This window comes from Pantoea sp. X-Soil-OKNW-713 (assembly GCF_059730685.1).
On record NZ_AP035998.1, the window covers coordinates 195,059 to 217,555 of the forward strand.

Sequence of the window (22,497 nt, forward strand, 5' to 3'; positions counted from 1 at the left end):
TTCACAGATAACCATTATCCCGGCGGATGAAACCCGGAAAACAGGAGAAAATTATGGATTTAGGCCTGAAGAATGCCAGAGTCATGCTGAGTGGTGGCACACGCGGTATTGGTCGAGCCATTGCCGAAGCATTTTTGTCAGAAGGGGCAAGCGTCGCTTTCTGTGCGAGAAAGAGCGAAGAAATTGACGCGGCTCAGGCCGCAATGGGCAACCGGGCATTCGGTTATAAAGTTGACGTGACAGAATCAGATCAGGTACGCGCCTGGGCTGAGGATGCTGCCGAAAAAATGGGTGGTATCGACATCGTCATTCCCAACGTCAGCGCACTGGCCGGGGGTTCCGACCCGGAAACATGGCGTCTGGCTTTCGAGACCGACCTGCTCGGCTCTGTGAGCATGGTAAACGCTGCGTTGCCCTGGCTCCGCCAGTCACAATCAGGTTCAGTGGTTCTTATTTCAAGCGTATCAGGCCGAGAAGTGGATATGTTTGCCGAGCCATATGGGGTGTTAAAGAGCGCGTTAATTCACTATGGCAAAACCATGTCAGTAAAACTGGCACCCGAGAGAATTCGCGTAAATACGGTGTCTCCTGGCAACGTTTACTTCGTAGATGGGGTTTGGGGAAAAATCGAGCGCGAAACGCCCGATCTCTTTGCCGAATGTCTGGCAATGAACCCAATGGGACGAATGGCTCGTCCGGATGAAGTGGCTAAAGCCGTGCTTTTTCTTGCCAGCTCCGCTGCCAGCTTCACGACGGGCACCAACCTCACTGTCGACGGTGGACTGACAAAAGGTGTTCAGTTCTGAGTAATTTACCGCATTAAAGGGAGGCTTTGTGCGCACTCGTCCATCATCCCGGTTGATCGTTCGCTCTCCGGCAAATCAGGTTCTGCTGTTTAAATTTTGCCATAAAGATGACGCGTTAAATGGCAAGACATACTGGGCAACACCGGGCGGCGGGCTGGAGCCGAATGAATCCTTTGAGCAGGCCGCCTTACGCGAATTGCGGGAGGAAACCGGGTTGCAAAGGCATTCAGTTGGCATGTCGGTCGCATCCCGAACCTTCACCATGATGCTGCCAAATGGGGAAACCGTTTATGCTGACGAACGTTTCTTTATCATTCACGCGGATAAAACAGATATCGATTGCTCAATGTGGAGTAACAATGAAAAGGAAGTCATGCGGGATCACCACTGGTGGACGCTAGAAGAACTGAGACATACCAACGAAACGATCTTCCCACATGATTTGATCATCGACATACTTGCAGACAGCCTGGACAAGCTCCGTTCCGTTTAGTCCTCAGCTTTCAAGTGCAGTAAGGATTGAGGCTTCCATTTTCTCCGGCGTGGTGAACGGTGCAAAACGCTTAAGTGGTTTACCGTCACGTCCAATCAGGAACTTAGTGAAGTTCCATTTAATCCGCCCCCCCAGCACGCCAGGTAATTCATTTTTCAGATAACGAAACACCGGGTGCGCTGCGGTTCCGTTGACCTCAACTTTCGCGAACATCGGGAAGTTCACACCGTAGTTAATGTGACATGTCTGCGCGATTTCCTCGGCGCCGCCAGGTTCCTGTTTACCGAACTGGTTGCAGGGGAAACCAAGCACCACGAAACCCCGGACGGCGTATTTCTTGTAGAGCGCTTCAAGGCCGCCGTATTGTGGCGTGAATCCACAATGGCTGGCGGTGTTAACGACCAGAACCACCTGACCAGCGTAGTCGGCCATAGAGATAAGCTGGCCGGAAAGACTGGTGGCGGTAAGTTGATAAAAGGTAGTCATCTCGTAATCCTCAAAGCAGAACCCGTTCGGCCACGTAGCGCGTTGTTGCCGGGGCACAGGTCATGGGTCGTGGAGAAGCATGCCTGTTACTGATTGCGTGGCAGGTGTGGAATCTTGTGCAAAGATATCTTTGCAAAGTCGAACCAAAAGAACAACTAACAGGCGGCCCATCAGCGGGCTGTCATGAGCGAAAAGCGCACATTCGCAATTTATCGATAAAAGATGCAGGCTTGTAAAACGGTTGCGCATTTATCGTGTAGAAATAAAGCAGGCTTTTTATATAGTTGGATGATGAACTTTGAAAACTCAGCAGGTAATCGCATGATATTAAGTGTTAATCACGTTGGTTTTTCAGTTAAAAACATTGAAGACTCATTATTATTCTGGACTCAGATTCTTGGAGGTAAATTATTACGCGAAGGAAAAATGTCTGGACCTATAATCGATGAGGTAACAGGTGCAAGGGGAGCTGATGTACGAATGGCTTTGCTTGAACTGGCTGATATTCAAATTGAATTACTACAATACAATAACATTGAGCAGCCAGAAGAACCTTCAGCGCCCTATATCCCAGGCTACGCTCACCTTGCTTTTATAGTTGAGGATCTTGATACGCTCTTGGGCAAAGTATCGGACTACGGCTGGAAGACGCCCGGTAAACCTCAGACAGTGTTGTCAGGACCCATGCAGGGAACCCGAGTAATATATTTACAAAGCCCTGATGGTCAGACGCTTGAATTGATGGAACGCAGTAAATGAGGCCCACATATTATGACCTGTTATTCTCTAATTAAAACAGTGATGTCTGCAAAGTCCGCTCCTGGCACAGAGAAGACCTAATTGAGGAGAGTCTCTGTTATCGAGCAGCCAGCATCTCATTTACCAAAGATGAGCCTTCAGCAGTGGGATTAGGTTCTGCGATACTTGCAGAAGCCGACGTGGATCCAGAATACAAAATGTGGCGCCAGAGTGTTTTAATTTGTTAAACGGATCTGTTTATAAGTGGATAAATAATGAGCAGCGGTACCGATAGCAATCCACAAAACAGATATACAAAAATAAAAAAATTCCAGCTGGGGCCATTTACAGTGAATAAATAACTCCACGTTTCTTTTTTCATTATCATTAGCCCCAGTTTATTTGTGACAAATAAAGAAAATGGGTACGTTACTGCACTTATTGACAAATAGATAGCAACATACGGAATATAGGGTATGTATGCAGGAAAAATCAATCCATCATGTAGGTCTTTCAGAATACTGTAAACAAAATAGCCAAAACCAATCAAACCCCAAAAGCAGTGTCTAAAATAATATTTCCCGGTCATTTCATGTGGTTATTTTATGGTATTTCGAGAAATTTTATTAGAAATAGATAATAATGGCAAGAACCTGTTCATCCACTCTCCCCGAGGTAACATGTTAAGATGGGTCTCGCTTGTTCTCCCCATCACGGGGATTTTCCCATTTGTTTGAGGAGAAAATATGCACACTGTAGGCATATTCTGTGGCTCTTCTGAAGGCTGTACACCAGCTTACATGGAGGCTGCTCGTCATGTTGGTAGGTGGTTAGCTGAACAGAGTATAAATATCGTTTATGGGGGCGGACGTGTTGGTTTAATGGGTGCCGTAGCCGACTCAGCTCTCGCATATGGTGGTCATGTAACGGGTGTTATTCCAAAGTCCCTGCTGGAACGTGAAATTGCCCACACCGGGTTGTCTGAGCTACAAGTGGTGGATGACATGCATCAGAGAAAATCTGTGATGGCAGAATTATCATCCTGTTTTATCGCCTTACCGGGTGGCGCAGGAACTGCTGAGGAGATATTTGAACAGTGGACCTGGGCGCAATTAGGCATACATGATAAACCCTGTGCGTTTCTGAACGTTAATCACTTTTACAACCCGCTTAAAGTGATGGTAAATCAGATGGTGAGTGAAGGTTTTATGAAACAGGATTATGCCGATATGCTTCTGTTTTCTGAAAATTTGCACGACATTATCGAGTATTTCAAAACCTATACGCCACCTGCTTCAAAGTGGACAACCCGGAGAGAAAATTGAGCCAGGAGAAGACGCTCATTCAGCATTGATTCGGGAATTCAGGGAAGAGCTTAATCTTGAACTATCGCAAGAGGAGCTTACCCCACCTGGTGAATTCACAGATGCACCGCTAACGTTAAACAAAAATGTCCCACACGTATGGCCATCAACACCCCAGGCAATCTGTTGCAGGGTTTGTTGAGAATCGGACAAGGTCGCGGGCTGTTGAGTTTTGTGAACACACGGTAAGGAAACGCTGTGACGATATTTGTACCGCTGATTTATCTTTTTGCCGGCTGGCTGGTCGGTAAAACAGCCTGGGATTTAAAAGCAGCTGCCTCATGGATATTAACCCGCGTAGCTATTCCGGTTGTCATCATCTTCAATATATCCACGCGCTTTGGCAGTATGAGTACGATAATCATCGCGACAGCCATCAGCATGCTGATTATGCTGATGGCTTCCCGGTATTTCTTTCGTGATCCCATCAAAAGCCTGTGCTTCAGTTACCTGAATATCGGATGGCTGGGATTACCTGTGGCGACGGCCCTCTTTGGCGATCAAGCCGCAACCATTGTTATCGCCGCCTATGTCGGCAGCTCAATCGTAGGCAATTCCGTCGGGGCTGGTATGCTCTCCGGCCACCATTTCAGACTGTTGAAATTAGTTCAGACTCCGCCTGTGCTGGCACTGATTGTCGGGGCCGCGCTCATTCCGTTCAGTCAGCAGATAACGCTGTGGTTTAACGATCTTTATGAAGTCGCAAAATTTCTGATGAGCTTTCTTGGTATGGCGGTGCTTGGCGTTTGGCTGTCAAAAACTGAGCTGACGCTTAAGGATCTCCGGCATGAAGTTCGCCCATATCTGATTAAATCAGCAGCGATGTTGATGATGATTTCGCTGATGATAGGGCTTGCCAGAATTGTCGATTTCAGACTGATAACGGAAAATACGCCAACACTTTATCTCTTTTGTCTTCTGCCTCCGGCAGCAAATATCATCGTTCTTGAAACGCATTATCTGGGGACAGGTCGTTCGGCCCGGATTATTACCTGTGGAACCTGCATCAGTATTCTTGCGATGAGCCTCTTTGCAGCAGCTATCACGATCGGCAAAACGATGGGCATCGTTTTCTGACGTTGTCAGCACTTAACAAACCGAGAATTATGGCCCCCGGTGCTAATGCACCGGCTATACAGCAAACTCTGCACTGTTCATCATCTTCCGTGTCTGCCTGTTCTCAGAAGTCTCAATAAAGCACCTTCATAAACCGACGAGGAAGACGTGACCAGAACAGAAGCTCCGGGATTAAGGGCGTCAGAGAGTGCCGCAAGTTGTAGCATCGGCCCCCGGACGTTAACATTCATCATGTGATTAAATGATTCAGCGGTAACCGATTCCGGGGAACCTACTTCGGCGAATCCTGCGTTAAGCCACAGCCCATCAAGAGTACCCCAGTGGTTAATCGCCACCTGGAATTCACTGATATCTGATTCGCTGGCAGCATCACTTTTGAGGATGAGCGATGTTTCAGGCAGCAGATCACGAGCGCGTTGCAGTCGTTCTTCATTTAACCCCGTAATAGCGACCTGACCACCTTCATATAGGTAAACATCTATTTTTCGTCTGTTTCGTCTGTTTCGTCTGTTTCGTCTGTTTCGTCTGTTTCGTCTGTTTCGTCTGTTTCGTCTGTTTCGTCTGTTGATATTTTCGTTTATTTCGAATAAACTGCCATTGAAGACTGTTATAAAGCTAACGCATAAAACTGAACCTAAACCCTGGATACTCAAATGACGAACTCAATTCTGGATAGCCTGAGCCTTCCGGCTCAAGGGGAGATTGAGGCAGCTGTACGTGGACAAAGGGAGCTTGCTGCCTGGCTCTCCACGAAAATGGAAACGCAAAAAATTACGATTCAGGACGCAGATAACAACACTCACCAGATCGAAATACCAACGTCTGCATTGACGTTGCTTATGTCAATTTTAGGAGAGTTGGCCGCCGGTAACGCGGTTCAGGTCGTTCCTGTTCATGCTGAATTAACAACTCAGGAAGCTGCCAACATTCTGAATGTTTCCCGCCCGCATATGGTGAAACTACTGGAAGACGGGAAGCTACCTTTTCATAAAACAGGCCGCCACCGCCGAGTGCTTTTCGCCGATCTAATGCGTTACAGGGACCAACGTGATAGCGAAAGCCATAAAGCGATGCAGTTATTAGCAGATCATAGTCAGGAACTTGGATTTTACTGATGAGCCACTCACCTTATCCCGTAGTATTAGATGCATGCGTCCTTTATCCATCCTTACTACGGGATTTATTGATGCACCTGGGGTTGAGCGGGCTCTATCAGCCGAAATGGTCGGCCATTATAGAAGAAGAATGGCAGCGTAATTTGATTAAGGACAGACCAGACTTAACTTCTGAACAAATCAAACACACTGGTGAGCTTATGAACCGGGCATTACCTGATGCTATGGTTACAGGTTTCGAGCCTCTCGTTGCCAGTATTGATCTTCCCGATACGGATGACAGGCATGTTGTTGCTGCCGCCATTTGCAGCCATTCTGAAATTGTCGTTACGTTTAATTTGAAAGATTTCCCACAACAACATCTGGGCAACTTCGGTATCGAAGCATTACATCCAGATGATTTTATTACTGATTTATTTGACTTGAATCAGGCGCTTGTTCTGGCGGCCGTAAATAAACAGCGTTGCAATATGAGAAAGCCACCTAAATCGGTTGACGAGTACCTTGATGCGCTACTCCGCCAAGGGTTACCACAAACAGTAAAAGAATTAAGTAAATACCACGTTCTTATTTAGTCAGACTGGTAATAGGCAGCTATAAGGTGTTAATAGACATTACGCCAAATGTAAGAGTGTCTGGTATTCAAGAAGTCTTTTCCTCATCAATTGTTTTTATGAAGTATGGCATTAACTCCACCCCAGACCGTGCTATCCGTTGATAGTACTTCTACGGTGCCAGTGAGACTGTTCCGTCGGAATAACAAATTGTTTTTTCCTGATAAGTCTCGTGCATAGCTTACCGTTCCGTCAGGTAGCGTTACTTTTGTACCGGAGGTAACGTACAGTCCAGCCTCTACAATACAGGAATCACCAAGAGAAATACCGATTCCCGCATTCGCCCCGAGCAACGAGCCTTTACCGATCTGGTTTGTCTGTTTACCGCCGCCGGACAGCGTACCCATAATTGACGCCCCCGCTCCAACATCACTACCATCTTCTACCGTGACTCCGGGTGTTATGCGACCTTCGACCATACATTGCCCTAACGTGCCTGCATTGAAATTAATAAACCCTTCATGCATCACTGTAGTTCCTGGGGATATGAAAGCTCCGAGCCTGACCCTGTCGGCATCTGCAATACGAATTCCGGAAGGAATGACGTAGTCAACCATACGAGGGAATTTATCAACACTGAAAACCGTGAGTTGATGGTAGTCATCGGCAACAAGGTGTCTCAGATATGGCACAGATTCCGGGAATACCGGCCCCGCAGACGTCCAGGCAATGTTAGGAAGATGCTGAAATAGCCCTTCCAGATTTATCTCATTTGGTTTGTATTCTCGTAAAGATAATAAGTGTAGACGGAGGTAAGCATCTTCCGTAGAAGTAATGCCATTTGAAATATCACTCTCGATTTCAAACCACTCACATCGTATGATTTTATGTTTCACAGCAAGACATGAGCGATTGTGAAATTCCCCCGAGGGATAGTAGGAGTCAATCGTTTTATTAGTCTGTATATCAACGTATCGATTACCACCGCGTTTAATTCTATGATCCATATCCACGCTCAGGTCGGATTATCGTCCCTTTCTTGTATATCAAAACCTTTTTGTTTACCAGCTTATGGTGTGACAAATTCCCTAATGCACATCCTCCCACTTCAGATCGAAGCGCAGCAGATATTTACGCAAACGATCCGCATCGTTGGGTTGTTTTTTTTGTTGTCGTGATACGGCAAACAGCCTGCGTCCGGCATCCGACAACGATGCCGAAGTGCGACAAACATCAATCACCGCCTCAAGCTGCTTTTGGTCGAAAATATCGATTTCCTGATTGAGCGGAAACTCTGTGGTTCCGCCCTGCTCTGTCTGCCATGCCCCCAACAGCCGGGTAATCTCTTCGTCCACCAGCGCAAGATTAATGCGTCCGTTCTCAGCCAGTGTCGCCATGCGCGCAACACTGGCCCCCAGCTCACGAAAATTCCCTCTCCAGCTGGCCTTGGCGGAATAAGCGAAATGCAGATAACGTTCACGCGCTTCCTTATCAAAGCGCACCTGTTGTTGATGCTGACGCCCGTAACGGTGCAGTTCATATTCAACGTTAGGTTCAATATCTTCGCGCCGTTCTGCCAGTCCGGGTAAGCGGAACGTCCACATGTTGATACGTGCGTATAAGTCCTCCCTGAAACGTCCCTCACTCACCCAGCGCGGCATATCCCTGTGCGTACCCGCAATGAGCTGAAAATCACTGCTGACTTCACGGTCGGCACCGAAAGGAAAGAAACTTTTCTCTTCGATGGCACGCAGCAGCATGGCCTGCTCATCCAGTCCCAGTTCAGCTATCTCATCCAGAAAAAGAATGCCGCCATCTGCTTCGCGGAGTAACCCACTGCGGGCAGTCAGCGCACCGGTAAAGGCCCCTTTAACATGGCCAAACAACGTCGACATGGCATTATCACCACGGAGTGTGGCGCAGTTAACCGCCACAAACTTTCCTTTTACCTGATGGCGTGACTGGCGCAGTTGATAAATTCGCTCAGCAAGAAACGACTTACCGGCACCGGTGGGGCCAGTCAGCAGCATGGGGGCATCCGAACGCTGCGCAACACGTTCAATTTGCTCAATCAATGCGTTAAAGGTGGGGTTACGTGTTTCAATGCCAGATTTCAGGAAAGATACCGAATTTGCCTGCTCGCGCTGGAAGCGACTGGTTAGGGTGGCGTAGCGGCTGAGATCCAGATCGATAATCGAATAGATCCCTTTTGGTGTGGTTTCATCCTGCGGCCCCGGCCCGGTCTGAAGAAGAGTGGCGGGCAGATAACGGGCTTCTGTCAGCAAAAACCAGCAGATCTGCGCGACGTGCGTCCCTGTAGTGATGTGCACCAGATACTCTTCATTTTCTGTATCGAAAGGATAACGGCTGACGAAATCCAGAAATGCGCTATAGACCTCTTCGAAGTCCCAGGGATCATTCAGACTGACGGCGTGAGGAACCACCTGCGTCTGGGGTGATATCTGCGCGATATCCTCCGCAAGCTGATCGGCCATGCCGCGATTGCGCGGTTGATGAAGTAGCTCAAACCGATCAATCGGCAAATCTTCATGCTGGCACAGCGCAACGCTGGGACGCCATTTCGTCCAGCGATTCTGACGCTTACCCCGTCTGTCCAGCTGAGTCCCCAAAACACCAATCACCACCCTGCGCTTCATTTCTTATCCTGTAAGATAAATTCTATTTTTAAATATAAATAATTACAGACCTTGTGACTATCCCTCGTGTCGAGGGTTTATTTTTTAATGTTATTTATCAGATGTTTATTAATTTTTTATCGATATGCTTTGTTTTGGCACGCCGTTCGCAATAACAAAACGACGCAAACAAAAAAGAGAACAAGCATGAAACCTCAATTTGACATTATTCACCCCACCGCAGGCGCACCGATAAAAATGTGGACGCAGGGCGTACCTGTCGAGCCAGAAGCGAAAATGCAACTGCTGAAAACGGCCAGCATGCCATTTATTTTTAAACATATGGCGGTAATGCCCGATGTACATCTGGGTAAGGGTTCGACGATTGGTAGCGTCATTCCGACACGCGGCGCCATCATTCCGGCGGCAGTAGGCGTGGATATTGGCTGCGGCATGATCGCCGTACGCACTTCGCTGATGGCGGGCGATTTGCCGGATAACCTGCAAGGACTGCGCAATGCCATCGAACAGGCTGTGCCGCATGGTCGGATCACCGGGCGGGGTAAGCGTGATAAAGGTGCCTGGCAGGATACTCCCGATGACGTAAACGCCCATTGGGCGCAACTTGCACCGCGTTTCAGAAGGCTCACGGACAAGTATCCACAGCTCCTGAAAACCAATAACCACCAGCACCTGGGGACGCTGGGGACGGGTAATCACTTCATCGAGATCTGTCTTGACCAGAGTGAACGCGTATGGGTGATGCTGCACAGTGGTTCGCGTGGTGTAGGCAACGCCATCGGCACGCTGTTTATCAAACTGGCTCAACAAGATATGCAGCAGCATCTGGCTAATCTCCCGGACCGGGATCTCGCTTACTTCAGCGAAGGCAGCCAGCATTATGACGATTATCTTGCGGGGGTGAGCTGGGCGCAGGATTACGCGCATCACAACCGGGAAGTGATGATGAATCGCGTGTTAGCAGCCTTGGCGGCCTGTATTACCAAGCCATTTGCTACCCATCAGGAAGCCGTCAACTGCCACCACAACTACGTACAACAGGAGCAGCATTTTGGTGAGCAGATTCTGGTGACGCGTAAGGGGGCCGTATCGGCACAGAAGGGACAAATGGGCATCATCCCGGGTTCGATGGGTGCCAGAAGCTTTATCGTGCGCGGGCTCGGCAATGAAGAAAGTTTCTGCTCGTGCAGCCACGGTGCGGGCCGCACCATGAGCCGTACCGCAGCCAAAAATCGTTTCACCATCGATGACCATATCCGTGCGACCGCCCATGTGGAATGTCGCAAGGACACTAACGTGATTGATGAAACACCGATGGCCTACAAAGACATAGATGCCGTGATGGCCGCGCAATCGTCGCTGGTGGAAATCGTGCATACGCTGCGCCAGGTCATCTGCGTTAAAGGATAAAGGAGAACACAATGGAGATAAAAACCGGACTGCATGGCGTTGATGAGGCCATGCGTGAACGCGTCCGTGGCGTGCTGAAGGAAATCGAGGCGGAACACGACGTACGCGTGCTGTTTGCCTGCGAGTCTGGCAGTCGGGGCTGGGGATTTGCCTCGCCAGACAGCGATTATGACGTGCGTTTTCTCTATGTACACAAGCCTGAGTGGTATTTGCGGGTGGAAGCCTCGCGTGATGTCATCGAAAAACCCATCGATGACGAGCTGGATGTCTGCGGCTGGGAGTGGCGCAAAGCACTGGGGCTGCTGAAACGGGCTAACCCGACACTGATCGACTGGCTGGACTCACCCGTCGTTTATCGGCAGGAAAGCAACGTCATGACACGCCTTAACACCCTGAGTGGCCGTTTTTTTTCGGCGGATCGTGCTCGCTGGCACTACAAGACGATGGCAGCCAAAAACTTCCGCCAGTATTTGCAGGAGGAAGAGGTGAGACTGAAGAAATATTTTTACGTGCTACGCCCGCTACTGGCTGTGCGTTGGATAGAGGAAAGAAACGGTGCGCCACCGATGCGTTTCGATCAACTGGTGCGTGGAACGGTATCCGACACCCAATTATTGCGCGACATCGAAGAACTGCTGACCATAAAACAGCGTTCAGGCGAGGCACAGTATGGTTCGCGCCGTGAAGTGCTACATGCGTTTATCGAAGCGGAGCTGACTCGCGACGAAATCCTCCTGCCCGCTGCACATGATAAGTCTGCTGATGCGCTGCTGGACCGGTTGTTGTTTGAAACCGTCATGAATGTGGAAAACGAATGATGAAAAGCTGGTTTGAGCGTTTATTGGGTAAAAACACGGAAATGACCTTCCCTGTTGTTTGGGACGATCAGCAACCGTCGATCTACGCTTGTCTGGCTGAAAGCTATGCGCAGGCCGAACCGCTGCCTGCTGACGCCGGGGTGCTTGCCAACCAGCCGATGAGTGATTCCGATGAGATTTGCTGGGCACCAGGTGCGCTGGAAGGCACCATGATTTATCACTTTGGCGTGGGTAATGACGGCCCGGATGCAACGGAGATTCTGTCTGCCCTGCATCAGGTGCAGAAAAAGCCTGACACGAAGGCCATACAGGCGCTCTATCAACTGATTCATCAGGGCTCGCCCGTGCACTACATTGACGAGCTGCTGAGCGCGATTCCGCAGTCTCAAAACCTGCGCGCAGAAGCGCTCTGTAAGCTGGTGGTCTGGCTCGCCACCGCCAGTCCGGATCGTAATGTGGTGAAGTTTGCTATGGCACTGATGGCGTACTTCCCACAGCAACGCACCGTGGAGATTCTTCAGGTACTGGCTCGTCATGATGAATTCACGCTTTACGCGGTGGTCGCGTTGCGAGCGATGCTGGAACCGGAAGAATATGCACCTGTGTGGTATGGCATGGCGCAGCGCGTCACTGGCTGGGGGCGTATCCATTTGATGGAGCGCATGCCGGAACAAATGGATGATGAACTTCGCCGCTGGGTACTGCGCGAGGGGTTCTCCAACTCCGTGATGAATGAATACACCGCCGTTAACTGCGCAGTACGCGGTGGGTTGCTGGCTGCACTCGAAACAGAACATGACGACGCGTTGCTGATGGGTGCCGCTGAGATGCTTTATGCCATGCTCATAGAAGGTCCGGTTCCGGGCATCTCGGTTTACGATGATGCGCCCCTGAGCTGTCAGCGCTATCTGGAGAAGGTGTTGGCTTGTAAGCCCTCTCACCCACTGCATTTTTTAACTGCCCGGCATATTGGAACATGGGTAGAGAGTGAAACATCGCTCTCCCCTGCCACTGCACAACACCTGGCTGAAAAGAGTAAGCAGGTGCAGGCGATGTCGCTGTGGGACGACCTTATCCCTCAGATCCTCGCCAGCGGCGAAGGTTATGTCTATTACCTGGCAATTCAGGTCAGCCGGGAGCGCAAACAGGATCCGTGGCCTTCCCTCTTTGAGCGCCAGTATAAGGATTCAGCAGAAGATAACTGGTATCAACTGATGCAGACCGAGGATGCTGCTCAGGCACAGCAGGTGTGTACCCTGGCACAGGCTCAGTTTGACCTGCCGGCGATCGCCTCGGGTCCTGCTCTCAGCAGCGGTGTGGGTCCAAACTGGAAGATGCATTCTAAACTTGACGCTGTCGTCCAGGAGTTGAAGCGCTTCCCGTCAATGGGATGGCCTTTACTGGAGGCCGCACTACAAAGCCCGGTGATCAGAAACCGTCAGATGGCGCTTAACGCTCTGGAAGCATGGCCAGCGCCAGTACAGTCGGAGCATCGTGATTACCTGACGGAATGCGCAGAACGGGAACCGCATGAAGAGGTACAAGCTCGGCTGTGGGCTCTTTTAGCGGTAGATTAAGGCTCAGAACTCGCTCAGATCGTAACCAGACACCGTGGCGCAATGTTCAAAAGTCGTAAACCACTCCTCCAGCGATGCGCCTGCTTCACACAGCATACCGGCAAAATCTGCTGGAGGAATCAGCCAGATCCCGGTGCTGCCGATGTGCAGAAAGCGATCGAATGACTGATCATCAGAAACATAGCCAGCCCGAATAACGTTGGCACCCATGTGATCACGCCCAATGCAAAGCGCACTGATAAGCGCAAATTGATCCTCAAGCGGCCACAAGCTCAGAAATTCCTGTGCGTCATGGATGCGTCTGAAAGGGATCAGGGGCCTGGCAGCAAGTATCAGCTGCTGAATATCTGTCATACATAAACCTCAGTGACGTCAAGGCCCTGGGGGGACCACTGACTCGGCGGGGGCGGATTATGCCGTAGAAGCACCAAGAGTGGAAACACAAATCGTGAGGTTTGACTCACTGTCTTCATGTCAGCTCATCCTCTCTGTCAAAAAGATGAACATTTCATTGAACGCCAGCAAGCATTTCTTCAGTGATTCAGAATTATGCGTGGCTCCGATTAGCGGCTAATTGCCTGTTTTAACTCATCCGCCGTCATCGTTTGTAAAAACAAATCACTCCCAGGCTGAAACAGCGTGGCTTTGCTCAAATCGCCCACCACTACAGGGGCAAAACCAGCAGCTTTGGTTAATTGTATCACGGTATCCAGTGCCTTCCTGTCATCCCCTGCCAGAGGCACGGCCAGAGCGTCGCCTGTACGATGTGCATTGGATGCGAGGCTGGATGCGGCGATTGAATTAAATCCGCGGACAACGCGTGCCTGTGGAAACAGACGGGCACTGTAGACACCACTCCCAACCTGTAATGCCTGGGTGGCAACATCACCGTCTCTTTGCGGATAGGGGTTGGCAACGTCCAGCACCACTTTGTCCTTCAGCGCTTCCGCCAGGTTTTTTCCCAGAGCGGGCAGCGCACCGTAAGGGACTGCCATCACAACCACCTCTCCGAATTCAGCGGCCTGCTGGGGTGTACCCCCCTTTGCCAGCGGCCCGAGAGAGGCGATTAAAGGCTGCAATTCCTGCGGGTGCCGGGAAGAAAAAAAGACCGGGTAGCCCGCCTTAACCCACAACCGCCCAAGCGTCCCACCCATCGATCCGGCACCGATAATGCCGATACGTGGCAGAGTTTCTGCCATCACGCTGGCGCTGGCACACAAAATAAAACAGCAAGACAGGCAAAATGCTTTCGCGATGTTCAACATGGTTTTTCTCCTGTTACCCAATGCATTTTTGTGACTCAAGTCACAAAGAGTAGCTGAGAAAGACAGGATTGGTGTAGATGAGCAACCTCCCAACGGCGACTACACTTCTGATAAAAAACCCTTCAAGGAGATAAGACCGACTATGCGAACCCCTGATTATCCTTCCAGCGACGCCGCAAAATGGTCACAAGTCGATACCTGGTTGGCTGAAAAGCTTGTTTCTGAGCAACCAGACCTGAAACATACCCTCACGAATAACGCAAATCATGGCTTACCCGCTATCGATGTATCCGCCTTGCAGGGCAAGATGCTGGCGCTTCTGGTCAAAATGACTCGTGCTGTTCGCGTTCTTGAAATTGGTACACTTGGCGGCTACAGCACGATTTGGATGGCGAAAGCGTTACCGCATAACGGGATCGTGACGACCATAGAATTTAATCCGCATCATGCCGACGTTGCGCGCCAAAACATCGCTAATGCCGGGCTGACAGCACGCGTCGAGCTTCTTACCGGAGCGGCCCTTGAGGTATTACCTGGGCTTAGCCCGCCATTTGACCTTATTTTTATCGATGCGGATAAAGTGAATAACCCTCGTTATCTCGCATGGGCAATAAAACTGTCGCGGCAAGGAACAGTTATCGTCGGGGATAATGTGGTACGCGGCGGAGGGGTCATTGATCCCGAGAATCATGACCCGAACGTGCAAGGATTGAGAGACTTTATACAGATGATCGCAGAAGACGACCGACTGGAAGCAACGGCAATTCAGACTGTCGGTGAGAAAGGATGGGATGGCTTTGTCATGGCGCTGGTTAATACTTAATAACGTTTCATCTCAGTAGCATCCCGCTTCCTGGAGTTCAGTATCATGATGTATTACGTTATGATCCAACACGATACTGAATATCCTGGTAGGCGGGAGGGCACTTGAGAAGCGACACACGATTATCGCGAGTTTTACACGTACTGGTTCATCTGGCCTGTGATTCAGGAATCTACACCTCCCAACAACTGGCTGAGATGCTGGACACCAATGCCGCGCTGGTACGCAGAACGATGGCAGGTTTACGTGAAGCCGGTTATGTCCGCTCCGAAAAAGGACACAATGGTGGCTGGTCATTAAGTTGTGACCCTACCCAGGTGACTTTGCGGGATATCTACAAAGCGGTGGGAATAACCCATCTCTACAACCTTGGCATCAACAGGGATAATCCTCACTGCCTGATAGAAAATACCGTTAATGATGAATTAGATGTTGCGTTAAAACAGGCTGAGTCATTGTTAATGGAACGTTTAAGCGAAATCACCCTCAGTCATTTGTGTAATAAGTTCAAAGAAAACAATATCTAACCCATTTAACTGCTCACAGTCCCTGTCATAACGATGTAGCCATAAGTGCTTTAATTTTTATGACCACAGAATCGTGGTGTTGATCTTGCACAAAAGTTATCGTATCTTTTGTTGTTACATGAGTTAGGCAAATCACAGGAGCCTCTGTGCAACAGGTTATTGAATTATCCGCGATCCAGTCATTGTGGACATGCATCGTCCTCAGCTTTGCTGCCGCCAGCATCTCTTTTACCATCACCCAGACAGAACTCTTTGTGCCGGTGCGAAACCTGGCCAATAAAATTGGTCATATGACCGGCTATTTGTTTCATTGTTTTTATTGTATGAGCCACTGGGTCGTACTGGCTGGCGTGATCATTTATCGTCCGGTCATTATCCGTAGCGGTAATATTTTTATCGATCTGGTTATTAGTACTTTTTTCACCATCACACTGACAACTTTTACTAATGGACTGATGTTTCGCAGCTTTATTAATGCAATGGCAAAGAAGATGAAGGAAAAAGAACTTAAAGAAACAATGAGCAACAACAAATAGAAAGCCCTGGTGGGTTATGTTCATCCAGTGTGAATCTAACCCACCTGTAATTAACCTTCCCTGCCATCGCCTCTCATCATTTTCTCTAATCGCGGATGAAACATTTTAATAATGGTCGAGAGCGTCATTTAAGGCCTGCAAAACGGGTCCTTCGTGGGCCTTGCTCGAGTGAGTACATATCCACTGATGTGAGAGTGCCCACATGGGCCCCTTCTGACTTTCCGGGCTGCTCACCGCACAACTTACCTATCCCAATCCCACAATATCCCCTTAAATATATACAGTCTAACTGTACATATTTAAGGAGCACCGATGTCAGAACAGAACAAAATCGTCGTACAACGCTTCAATCAACAGGTGATTGTCGAAGGAAATCGCCAGAGTTTTGACGAGTTGGTGGCTGAGAATTTCATTAACCGTTCTGCTCCCTCTGGCGCAGCTAATGATCGCGAAAGCCTTTGGCGCACCTTTGAGTTGATACTCCGGCCAGCGCTGGCTGACTTGCAGGTCAACATTGAAGATCAAATTGCGGAACGTGACTGGGTCACGACACGGAAAACCCTGACGGGCGTGCACCAGGGGGAGCTATTGGGTGTTCCGGCTACAGGCCAAAACGTGACTATCACCGTGATTGATATGGTGCGTATTGAAGAGGGCAAATACGTTGAGCATTGGGGATTGAATACACTAATACAGGTAGTGAGCCAACTCAGGCAGATTTAAAGCAACTTATGCAAAGCAGCCAGCCCTTTTTGCAGGTCGGCACGCCCGGCCTCATCGAGCTTGTTGGCGATCTGTGCAGCTATCCACTCGCTACGTTGCCTGCGGGCAGATGCCAGCAACAGGCATGCACTTTCACTCAAGACAATCAGCTGCGCACGCGCATCCTTCGGGCTTTTTTGCCGCTCGATCAAACCTTGCTGTTCCAGTTCATTGATCACCAACCGCATGCTTTGATGTTTTACGCCACGCAGACGCGCAAGGTCTGCAATGGAAAGTTCCTTATGCGTATTGAGCAACTCCAGCGTTTCATGCTGCGAAGTGCGAACAGTAGCCGTTGCCACGCGTACATGGCGCACGAAAGCGCTGACAACGTGGCGTAATTCATCAGCCAGCATTTGAGTTTCGTTTGACAAAGTGACGGTTCCTGCAACATGAAAGCGCCACAGTATACAAGATACCGTCAGACGGAGCGCCAGCTGCTTAAGAAATTCATCAGCAGTTGATTCACTTTTTCAGGATGCTCCTCCTGGGGCAAATGCCCACACTGTTCCATGGCGATGGCCTGCACGTCATCGGCCATTTCAGACCAGACACTTGCCATGTCGAACAGTTTTCCGACCGCATGAAAATCTGCTCCCCACAATGACATCACCGGGCAGGCAATTATGAATAAATGACGCAAACAGATGTGTTTACGCCCCGGGATTAGTGCCTCCAGGAGATCAGGAACCACGAAGATCAAGTGCAGTCACGCGAAACTGAATACGTCTAACCCTTTATTGAGGCAGGCGTGATCCAGGAAGTAGTACTTGAAGATGCCAGGCCGGAGCCGTTAAGTATCTGGGCCGTATATCCAACTTCCCGGCTTGTTCCCTTAAAGGTGAAAATGTTTGTCGAAGCGCTGGAACATCACCTCGCATAACTGTTCGGACATGAAGTCACATGTAATTTGGGATTCCCCACTTACATTTCCCAATGATCATCTACCCATGAAGCAGGGCAATCATCAATTTGTACTTCCCAAACTGCCGTTGGTAATGCAGATGTTAAATGAGTAAGAGCTTTCAGCCAGTAAATAACCGACTCAACTATTATCGTTTCATCACAATAAGGAAGTTTGGTTGCCCCCTCAAGTATGTATTCTTCTGATGGCTTCCGGTAAAATGATAGCGTTTCACCTTCATTTTTATAAGGAAAACCTTGATTAAACATGTCTGCTATGGCCAAGAGACTAACATTTTCAGCCGTTGTAATGGGTGAATTTCTTTTAGCTGAATAATAAATAGATACGCTCATACTTTCCCCACAGAAATTCATATGATTGAATAAAAAACACAACCGAGATTTAAACCGACATCCTCAGCGGGAAATGTTCCCATTTTAAACTTCATCAGCAAATCTAAGAATTTCATAATTACCATTCACTGACAATATTTTTCGTTCATCTCATTAAATGACCTAATCTGCAAGCGATACTCATCAACCAGGAACCTATCATCAATTGTGTATGCAATGGGGCGACGTGAGTATTTAACGTTCAATATCAGGTGATAAGGCTCTGAGGAGATAAACCTGACACCTATTTTTCGGTTGATTTTTGTTCGACCAGAAATGATTCCGCACACATAATCCGCACCCTCAAAGCGATGAGTGCTTATCTGAGAGAATGATATTGGCTTAGAGAAATCAATATCACTATCGCAAAAACCTAACATCATTTTCTTATTTCGTTCATTTGAAATGTCTTTTGCAACAAGATCTTTGAATAAAGAGCAACTTTCCGAGGAGCTTGCTACCTTTTCAAGAAAGCCAATCACATATGGCTTAATGTTTTCATACTGGAGATTCTCCTGGCCATACGATAATGGAACGATAGCGAATAGAATCAATGCTGTTAGAAAAATTCTCATGGGCCTTCTTCCGTGAACAGATATTCATGTTACATCGGCAAAAAATCATCTAACTTTAACCACCCGTGAGCACCAGTCACTTCAGGCGCCTGAATTGCATTGTGCCGCTCCGTTTTGATTATTGAGGGGCACTGTATGTTTACTAATCAGCAACAGGAAACCGTCAATGTGGCTTCCTAACGGGTAAAAGTTCTTTTTACACGAACTGATGTGATGAAGTATGGAATCCAGATAAGAGCCGTTATCACATTTCTAAAAACAGGAACAAGCTCATTATATCCAATTTTAGCGCTGGGGATTAACCGGTAAAGCATATAGACATTCAGTGACATCGTCGCCACGACTGATATCAAAAAGAAAATGAAAAGCTTTGGTAGCAGCTTTTTCTTCTTTAAAAAAAACGAAAGAACGGTGACTGAGAACAAGAACTCCCCGATATAAATAGCAATGGAGAGTATGAAGAATATTTTTGCATTTGCATTCAATTGCGCATAATTTTCTGTCAAGAATTTAAACGCATCTGTCATTACAAACAGATAAGAAGCAGCAGTAACGATCAATCCTATGAGGGGTAAAAACAGAAATCCGCCAATTTTCCTGAAATGCTTTTCTTCACATTCATCGCAAAACTCTCTGTCCTGAGGTATTTCCACCCCACACTTTGTGCATCCCCATTCCATATATGGACCTTAGAAATATTTATATCGTTATTATTATATTATGCGATCAGTGTCGTTGGCGCAACCGCATCGAAAGTAATGCATGCAACAATGATAATATCAGAATAAATTTGAGTTAAGGTGAATATTCACAGTGTCGGTAATCATCTTGCCGAAGGCGCTCAGATACTCGTCACCTTCTGGCAACGCATTGTGCTAAATTTTTCGCTCCTCTTGCCGATTATGTTCCAGTACCTTGGGTGAAGCTCGTATGTTGGCAAATAGCATGTGGATTAATGAAATTCATCCTTGTGTTAACACAACATTATTGATAAATAAAAGCTATCATAAATGTTTATAGAGGGAGTTATCTCATGTCACTTGAGGACAGTCTTCAACAGGAAGTTATTTCTTCTATAAAAAAATCATTAAGTTTTAATAGCTTTTATCAGAGAATCAGACCCGACATCACCGCATTTATTGCCGCAACGTCAAAACTTCCGCTAAAAAAATTAGATGCGTGGGAGCGTCTTATCCGCTGGACAATTTACGCATCGGCACAAGCATCTGCAAAGCAAAATGGCGATGCAAAAAACCAGCAATTTGGTTCTCTTTCCTGGCTGGATGTATGCAATGCTGATGGTTTCAAACGGGAGAGAGCATTACGGACATTAACAGGCGGCGCACCAAACAGTTTCGTGTTCGCGTTGGCAATACGACGGCTAAATGACTGGGTTCCTCAGGTAAGGGCTGCGGCATGTGACAGGTTGCTGTTAATCGCTGAGTTAACAGATCCGGAAATCATCATAGATGTCTTATTCATTACATTTCCCTATTGGGATTCATGGGGAAGAATGGGGAGTACAGAAAAAGATATTCTGATGAAAATGGTGACATTGGAGAAAATAGCCGAATCACTGAAAAAACGGCTGATAACATCCCCGTCAGGACCTGTTGCTACCATATTCTCTCAGGCAGGACGTACCGAAGCGTTAGACTCTTTTCTGGGCGAAATTGCTGAGTTATCAGTTCAACCCTCCCTGCGAGCAAAAGCATATCGTTGCCAGTTTGAAGGGAAAATTGTTTGGGTTGAAGGCATGGCATGGCAGTGGATAGACAAAGTATATGGAATACAACGCCTCACTCCGGTTTTGAATGAACGCAAGATTTCCCCAACCAGGCCTTTTCTTGAAAACTTAAAAATGGCAGCAGCTGATCGTTCTCCAATGGTTCGACGCATCGCCGGTGAAATGCTAATCAGGGAGTCAAAAAATCTTGGCGAGGAGGCATGCAAATTGGCAAAGATATTGGCATCCGACAGATCGCCCTCCGTCGCCGAGCGAGGTAAGTATGCATTAGCCGATTTAGAAAAGCAGGGATAATACTCTGTCTCGCTCCATGCCAGGCGCGTTCATGCGTTGTGCCAGACCATTTCATTCTGCCGTCCGGCAAGCGCCGTGTTGAAACAGTTATGTGGTTCGGTAACCGAGATATTCAGTAAACTGTTTCACCGCCCGAGAGATTGTGTTTCTGTTTCTGAAAGCCAGCCCGATACGGCGGTAAGGTGCTATGTCTATCTCCCGGGTAATAGCCTTTACTTATTAACGCCTGGAGTAGTCTCAGAATTTTCGACCTTTGCTTTTACGGCCATTAATGTCCTCTTGCGGATCCAACCACTTCCTGCACGCATTGCCAGCCAGTAAGCAGCCATTCTGCACTGCGTGGCCAGGTCCGGACAGTAGATGAACGTTTCTGTACAAAGCTCATGCTGGCCTGCCATAAGCTGCCTTACCCGATAACGCAGCAGCAGCTTTGCGCTACCCGGTTCGACTGCCTGCTGATAAGCACTGGCATCCGGCACCAGTTCCAGGCCGAAATCTGCCCGCCAAAATTGCCCCCTTAAGCCAAAGCACAGCTCAGATGCGGAGCTGACTAAAGGGGTAAAACTGTGCAGCCCAAAGCTGTTAAAGGCTTCATCAGGCGGATGAGATCGGAGCTTTTGCGGAAACTGTCGTACCGACATTAATGCCCGAATCACTCTATCCTGCCGAATATCAAATTCTGCCACTGCCGACAGGATTTTTTCCGGGACGGAAGTATGAATGACAACCAGATGTTTTTCATGAAACTGGAATTCAGGCAGGTAAAAAGGAACATCTCGCCATTCAGCCAGCGCTTTACGTGTAACAAATCCCGTCTTTAACATGCTGAAATCCCTTTATTCCGCAATATCGGTACTACTTGAATCGTAATAACTCTGCTTCACGCCATTGTTCCCATCGAGCCCTGAGAACCGTTCTATCCATGCCTGCGTATTCATCCAGCCTAACCACACTGATTAATCGGTCGGTACGAAAATGTCGAAAATCCTTTTTATTTTCACACCAGGCAATCAGAAGGCAATGAGTAAGATCATATCCAAGCACAACCGGCCAGACGACCCTTTTAGAGACCTTTCCTTCAGCCGAGCGGTACTCAAGCAGCAGTTTTTTACTATCGCGAATGGCGGCCCGGATTTGGCGCGTGTCGGTTTTATTCGCGCCAGTTTCCTCCGGTTTAACCGCCACCGCAGAATGATGTAGAAACTGCATCATCTTTCCGGGGATTACTGATGCTATCTTCGACAAGACATCGTTTGCATTGTTGGCAAGGGTGGCATCTGGTAATCGTTGCACCAACTGAACGCCAAGACAAACTGCTTCAAGTTCCTCTGCGGTGAACATTAACGGGGGGAGATCGTAATATTCACTGAGCCTGTATCCCGTGCCAGCCTCTCCTTCGACCGGTACACGTTGACCTGCCAAATCCGCCATATCCCGATAAATGGTGCGTTTAGAAACCTCAAGTTCCTCTGCAAGCCTGGCGGCGGTTACCGGAAGTTTTGTCCGTCGAAGTATCTGGATGATCTGAAAAAGCCGATCTGCACGCCGCATTTTTTTGTCCCTGTTGCCACCACGTT

The 22,497-nt window shown here is 48.4% G+C and carries 27 protein-coding genes and 2 pseudogenes; 16 read left to right on the forward strand and 13 right to left on the reverse strand.

Annotation, left to right across the window (positions count from 1 at the left end; all coding sequences use genetic code 11):
• The first annotated feature begins 53 nt into the window (after window positions 1-53).
• Complete coding sequence (locus AC6I8R_RS25855) at window positions 54-806, forward strand: SDR family NAD(P)-dependent oxidoreductase (RefSeq protein WP_497833267.1); 753 nt, start codon at window positions 54-56, stop codon at window positions 804-806.
• A gap of 28 nt (window positions 807-834) precedes the next feature.
• A complete protein-coding gene (locus AC6I8R_RS25860; protein ID WP_497833268.1) occupies window positions 835-1,299 on the forward strand; it encodes an NUDIX hydrolase in 465 nt (154 codons plus the stop codon).
• Between the two features lie 3 nt (window positions 1,300-1,302).
• On the opposite strand, the gene AC6I8R_RS25865 is transcribed toward AC6I8R_RS25860, so the two are convergent.
• Entirely contained in the window at window positions 1,303-1,785 is a 483-nt protein-coding gene (locus AC6I8R_RS25865) for a glutathione peroxidase (protein ID WP_021186221.1), read from the reverse strand.
• Between the two features lie 321 nt (window positions 1,786-2,106).
• Here AC6I8R_RS25865 and AC6I8R_RS25870 point away from each other — a divergent pair, with 321 nt between their 5' ends.
• From AC6I8R_RS25870 to AC6I8R_RS25885, 4 genes are all read left to right on the forward strand, one after another.
• Window positions 2,107-2,544 carry a VOC family protein gene (locus AC6I8R_RS25870; protein WP_497833299.1) on the forward strand — a complete coding sequence of 146 codons (438 nt, stop codon included), beginning with the start codon at window positions 2,107-2,109 and terminating at the stop codon, window positions 2,542-2,544.
• Window positions 2,545-3,269: 725 nt separating this feature from the next.
• A complete protein-coding gene (locus AC6I8R_RS25875) occupies window positions 3,270-3,848 on the forward strand; it encodes an LOG family protein (protein ID WP_497831424.1) in 579 nt (192 codons plus the stop codon).
• A complete protein-coding gene (locus AC6I8R_RS25880; RefSeq protein WP_497833269.1) occupies window positions 3,745-4,029 on the forward strand; it encodes an NUDIX domain-containing protein in 285 nt (94 codons plus the stop codon). The genes AC6I8R_RS25875 and AC6I8R_RS25880 overlap by 104 nt, the downstream gene beginning before the upstream one ends.
• A 56-nt stretch (window positions 4,030-4,085) precedes the next feature.
• Entirely contained in the window at window positions 4,086-4,964 is an 879-nt protein-coding gene (locus AC6I8R_RS25885; protein WP_497833270.1) for an AEC family transporter, read from the forward strand.
• Between the two features lie 86 nt (window positions 4,965-5,050).
• Here the strand turns inward: AC6I8R_RS25885 and AC6I8R_RS25890 are convergent.
• A pseudogene (locus AC6I8R_RS25890) lies at window positions 5,051-5,446 on the reverse strand (SDR family oxidoreductase); the annotation flags it as partial.
• Window positions 5,447-5,617: 171 nt separating this feature from the next.
• Between AC6I8R_RS25890 and AC6I8R_RS25895 the strand changes: the two are divergent.
• A complete protein-coding gene (locus AC6I8R_RS25895; protein WP_036627866.1) occupies window positions 5,618-6,079 on the forward strand; it encodes a helix-turn-helix domain-containing protein in 462 nt (153 codons plus the stop codon).
• Complete coding sequence (locus AC6I8R_RS25900; RefSeq protein WP_036627870.1) at window positions 6,079-6,654, forward strand: PIN domain-containing protein; 576 nt, start codon at window positions 6,079-6,081, stop codon at window positions 6,652-6,654. Before AC6I8R_RS25895 ends, AC6I8R_RS25900 begins: the two co-directional genes overlap by 1 nt.
• A gap of 86 nt (window positions 6,655-6,740) precedes the next feature.
• On the opposite strand, the gene AC6I8R_RS25905 is transcribed toward AC6I8R_RS25900, so the two are convergent.
• Window positions 6,741-7,640, reverse strand: a complete 900-nt coding sequence (locus AC6I8R_RS25905; protein WP_021186225.1) for a DapH/DapD/GlmU-related protein — start codon at window positions 7,638-7,640, stop codon at window positions 6,741-6,743.
• Between the two features lie 81 nt (window positions 7,641-7,721).
• On the reverse strand, window positions 7,722-9,290 hold the full coding sequence (gene rtcR, locus AC6I8R_RS25910) for an RNA repair transcriptional activator RtcR (protein ID WP_497833271.1): 1,569 nt from the start codon (window positions 9,288-9,290) through the stop codon (window positions 7,722-7,724).
• 186 nt (window positions 9,291-9,476) lie between these two features.
• Between rtcR and AC6I8R_RS25915 the strand changes: the two genes are divergently transcribed.
• Genes AC6I8R_RS25915 through AC6I8R_RS25925 form a run of 3 tightly spaced genes read left to right on the forward strand, consistent with a single transcriptional unit; the run spans window position 9,477 to window position 13,095 of the window.
• Window positions 9,477-10,700 (forward strand): RtcB family protein, encoded by a 1,224-nt coding sequence (locus tag AC6I8R_RS25915; RefSeq protein ID WP_497833272.1) that lies wholly within the window; start codon window positions 9,477-9,479, stop codon window positions 10,698-10,700.
• Between the two features lie 11 nt (window positions 10,701-10,711).
• Window positions 10,712-11,518: a nucleotidyltransferase domain-containing protein gene (locus AC6I8R_RS25920; protein ID WP_497833273.1), complete on the forward strand. Its 807-nt coding sequence runs from the start codon at window positions 10,712-10,714 to the stop codon at window positions 11,516-11,518.
• On the forward strand, window positions 11,515-13,095 hold the full coding sequence (locus tag AC6I8R_RS25925) for a hypothetical protein (protein WP_497833274.1): 1,581 nt from the start codon (window positions 11,515-11,517) through the stop codon (window positions 13,093-13,095). The genes AC6I8R_RS25920 and AC6I8R_RS25925 overlap by 4 nt, the downstream gene beginning before the upstream one ends.
• 3 nt (window positions 13,096-13,098) lie before the next feature.
• Here AC6I8R_RS25925 and AC6I8R_RS25930 read toward each other — a convergent pair whose 3' ends face one another.
• Together AC6I8R_RS25930 and AC6I8R_RS25935 are read right to left on the reverse strand one after the other, a co-directional pair.
• Complete coding sequence (locus tag AC6I8R_RS25930) at window positions 13,099-13,449, reverse strand: hypothetical protein (RefSeq protein ID WP_497833275.1); 351 nt, start codon at window positions 13,447-13,449, stop codon at window positions 13,099-13,101.
• A gap of 209 nt (window positions 13,450-13,658) precedes the next feature.
• Window positions 13,659-14,360, reverse strand: a complete 702-nt coding sequence (locus tag AC6I8R_RS25935; protein ID WP_497833276.1) for an NADPH-dependent F420 reductase — start codon at window positions 14,358-14,360, stop codon at window positions 13,659-13,661.
• A 142-nt stretch (window positions 14,361-14,502) separates the two neighbouring features.
• Here AC6I8R_RS25935 and AC6I8R_RS25940 point away from each other — a divergent pair, with 142 nt between their 5' ends.
• The 4 genes from AC6I8R_RS25940 (at window position 14,503) to AC6I8R_RS25955 (ending at window position 16,969) form a co-directional block, all read left to right on the forward strand.
• A complete protein-coding gene (locus AC6I8R_RS25940) occupies window positions 14,503-15,183 on the forward strand; it encodes an O-methyltransferase (RefSeq protein ID WP_497833277.1) in 681 nt (226 codons plus the stop codon).
• Window positions 15,184-15,287: 104 nt separating this feature from the next.
• On the forward strand, window positions 15,288-15,710 hold the full coding sequence (locus tag AC6I8R_RS25945) for an Rrf2 family transcriptional regulator (protein WP_497833278.1): 423 nt from the start codon (window positions 15,288-15,290) through the stop codon (window positions 15,708-15,710).
• Window positions 15,711-15,856: 146 nt separating this feature from the next.
• Window positions 15,857-16,246, forward strand: coding sequence for a DUF1360 domain-containing protein (locus tag AC6I8R_RS25950; protein WP_497833279.1), 390 nt, complete (start codon window positions 15,857-15,859; stop codon window positions 16,244-16,246).
• A gap of 312 nt (window positions 16,247-16,558) precedes the next feature.
• On the forward strand, window positions 16,559-16,969 hold the full coding sequence (locus AC6I8R_RS25955; protein WP_497831435.1) for an ester cyclase: 411 nt from the start codon (window positions 16,559-16,561) through the stop codon (window positions 16,967-16,969).
• Here AC6I8R_RS25955 and AC6I8R_RS25960 read toward each other — a convergent pair.
• The 5 genes and pseudogenes from AC6I8R_RS25960 to AC6I8R_RS25980 all read right to left on the reverse strand — a co-directional run bounded on the left by AC6I8R_RS25960 (window position 16,966) and on the right by AC6I8R_RS25980 (window position 19,559).
• Window positions 16,966-17,382 carry a MarR family winged helix-turn-helix transcriptional regulator gene (locus tag AC6I8R_RS25960; RefSeq protein ID WP_497833280.1) on the reverse strand — a complete coding sequence of 139 codons (417 nt, stop codon included), beginning with the start codon at window positions 17,380-17,382 and terminating at the stop codon, window positions 16,966-16,968. The genes AC6I8R_RS25955 and AC6I8R_RS25960 overlap by 4 nt on opposite strands.
• A gap of 47 nt (window positions 17,383-17,429) precedes the next feature.
• Window positions 17,430-17,633: pseudogene (locus tag AC6I8R_RS25965) on the reverse strand (alpha/beta fold hydrolase); the annotation flags it as partial.
• Window positions 17,634-17,932: 299 nt separating this feature from the next.
• On the reverse strand, window positions 17,933-18,265 hold the full coding sequence (locus AC6I8R_RS25970; protein ID WP_208727029.1) for a hypothetical protein: 333 nt from the start codon (window positions 18,263-18,265) through the stop codon (window positions 17,933-17,935).
• 125 nt (window positions 18,266-18,390) lie between these two features.
• A complete protein-coding gene (locus tag AC6I8R_RS25975) occupies window positions 18,391-18,879 on the reverse strand; it encodes a thioredoxin domain-containing protein (RefSeq protein WP_497833281.1) in 489 nt (162 codons plus the stop codon).
• Window positions 18,880-19,055: 176 nt separating this feature from the next.
• Window positions 19,056-19,559, reverse strand: a complete 504-nt coding sequence (locus tag AC6I8R_RS25980; protein ID WP_497833282.1) for a DUF2569 family protein — start codon at window positions 19,557-19,559, stop codon at window positions 19,056-19,058.
• 353 nt (window positions 19,560-19,912) lie between these two features.
• On the opposite strand from AC6I8R_RS25980, the gene AC6I8R_RS25985 reads away from it, so the two are divergent.
• Window positions 19,913-20,920 carry a hypothetical protein gene (locus AC6I8R_RS25985; RefSeq protein ID WP_497833283.1) on the forward strand — a complete coding sequence of 336 codons (1,008 nt, stop codon included), beginning with the start codon at window positions 19,913-19,915 and terminating at the stop codon, window positions 20,918-20,920.
• A gap of 212 nt (window positions 20,921-21,132) precedes the next feature.
• Here the strand turns inward: AC6I8R_RS25985 and AC6I8R_RS25990 are convergent, their stop codons facing one another.
• Together AC6I8R_RS25990 and AC6I8R_RS25995 are read right to left on the reverse strand one after the other, a co-directional pair.
• Complete coding sequence (locus AC6I8R_RS25990) at window positions 21,133-21,744, reverse strand: hypothetical protein (protein ID WP_497833284.1); 612 nt, start codon at window positions 21,742-21,744, stop codon at window positions 21,133-21,135.
• A gap of 31 nt (window positions 21,745-21,775) precedes the next feature.
• The gene (locus AC6I8R_RS25995) at window positions 21,776-22,471 is read right to left on the reverse strand and encodes a helix-turn-helix transcriptional regulator (protein ID WP_497833285.1); all 696 of its coding nucleotides are present in this window, start codon (window positions 22,469-22,471) and stop codon (window positions 21,776-21,778) included.
• Window positions 22,472-22,497 lie beyond the last annotated feature (26 nt).

Bases quoted from the DNA above. Each gene is read 5' to 3' on its own strand.
- AC6I8R_RS25940 (WP_497833277.1), top strand. From the start codon at position 14,503: ATGCGAACCCCTGATTATCCTTCCAGCGACGCCGCAAAATGGTCACAA.
- AC6I8R_RS25990 (WP_497833284.1), bottom strand. From the start codon at position 21,744: ATGTTAAAGACGGGATTTGTTACACGTAAAGCGCTGGCTGAATGGCGA.
- AC6I8R_RS25955 (WP_497831435.1), top strand. From the start codon at position 16,559: ATGTCAGAACAGAACAAAATCGTCGTACAACGCTTCAATCAACAGGTG.
- AC6I8R_RS25905 (WP_021186225.1), bottom strand. From the start codon at position 7,640: ATGGATCATAGAATTAAACGCGGTGGTAATCGATACGTTGATATACAG.
- AC6I8R_RS25900 (WP_036627870.1), top strand. From the start codon at position 6,079: ATGAGCCACTCACCTTATCCCGTAGTATTAGATGCATGCGTCCTTTAT.
- AC6I8R_RS25880 (WP_497833269.1), top strand. From the start codon at position 3,745: ATGCCGATATGCTTCTGTTTTCTGAAAATTTGCACGACATTATCGAGT.
- AC6I8R_RS25970 (WP_208727029.1), bottom strand. From the start codon at position 18,265: ATGAGCGTATCTATTTATTATTCAGCTAAAAGAAATTCACCCATTACA.
- AC6I8R_RS25915 (WP_497833272.1), top strand. From the start codon at position 9,477: ATGAAACCTCAATTTGACATTATTCACCCCACCGCAGGCGCACCGATA.
- AC6I8R_RS25875 (WP_497831424.1), top strand. From the start codon at position 3,270: ATGCACACTGTAGGCATATTCTGTGGCTCTTCTGAAGGCTGTACACCA.
- AC6I8R_RS25995 (WP_497833285.1), bottom strand. From the start codon at position 22,471: ATGCGGCGTGCAGATCGGCTTTTTCAGATCATCCAGATACTTCGACGG.
- AC6I8R_RS25925 (WP_497833274.1), top strand. From the start codon at position 11,515: ATGATGAAAAGCTGGTTTGAGCGTTTATTGGGTAAAAACACGGAAATG.
- AC6I8R_RS25935 (WP_497833276.1), bottom strand. From the start codon at position 14,360: ATGTTGAACATCGCGAAAGCATTTTGCCTGTCTTGCTGTTTTATTTTG.
- AC6I8R_RS25855 (WP_497833267.1), top strand. From the start codon at position 54: ATGGATTTAGGCCTGAAGAATGCCAGAGTCATGCTGAGTGGTGGCACA.
- AC6I8R_RS25980 (WP_497833282.1), bottom strand. From the start codon at position 19,559: ATGGAATGGGGATGCACAAAGTGTGGGGTGGAAATACCTCAGGACAGA.
- AC6I8R_RS25930 (WP_497833275.1), bottom strand. From the start codon at position 13,449: ATGACAGATATTCAGCAGCTGATACTTGCTGCCAGGCCCCTGATCCCT.
- AC6I8R_RS25870 (WP_497833299.1), top strand. From the start codon at position 2,107: ATGATATTAAGTGTTAATCACGTTGGTTTTTCAGTTAAAAACATTGAA.
- AC6I8R_RS25985 (WP_497833283.1), top strand. From the start codon at position 19,913: ATGTCACTTGAGGACAGTCTTCAACAGGAAGTTATTTCTTCTATAAAA.
- AC6I8R_RS25920 (WP_497833273.1), top strand. From the start codon at position 10,712: ATGGAGATAAAAACCGGACTGCATGGCGTTGATGAGGCCATGCGTGAA.
- AC6I8R_RS25895 (WP_036627866.1), top strand. From the start codon at position 5,618: ATGACGAACTCAATTCTGGATAGCCTGAGCCTTCCGGCTCAAGGGGAG.
- rtcR (WP_497833271.1), bottom strand. From the start codon at position 9,290: ATGAAGCGCAGGGTGGTGATTGGTGTTTTGGGGACTCAGCTGGACAGA.
- AC6I8R_RS25975 (WP_497833281.1), bottom strand. From the start codon at position 18,879: ATGAGAATTTTTCTAACAGCATTGATTCTATTCGCTATCGTTCCATTA.
- AC6I8R_RS25865 (WP_021186221.1), bottom strand. From the start codon at position 1,785: ATGACTACCTTTTATCAACTTACCGCCACCAGTCTTTCCGGCCAGCTT.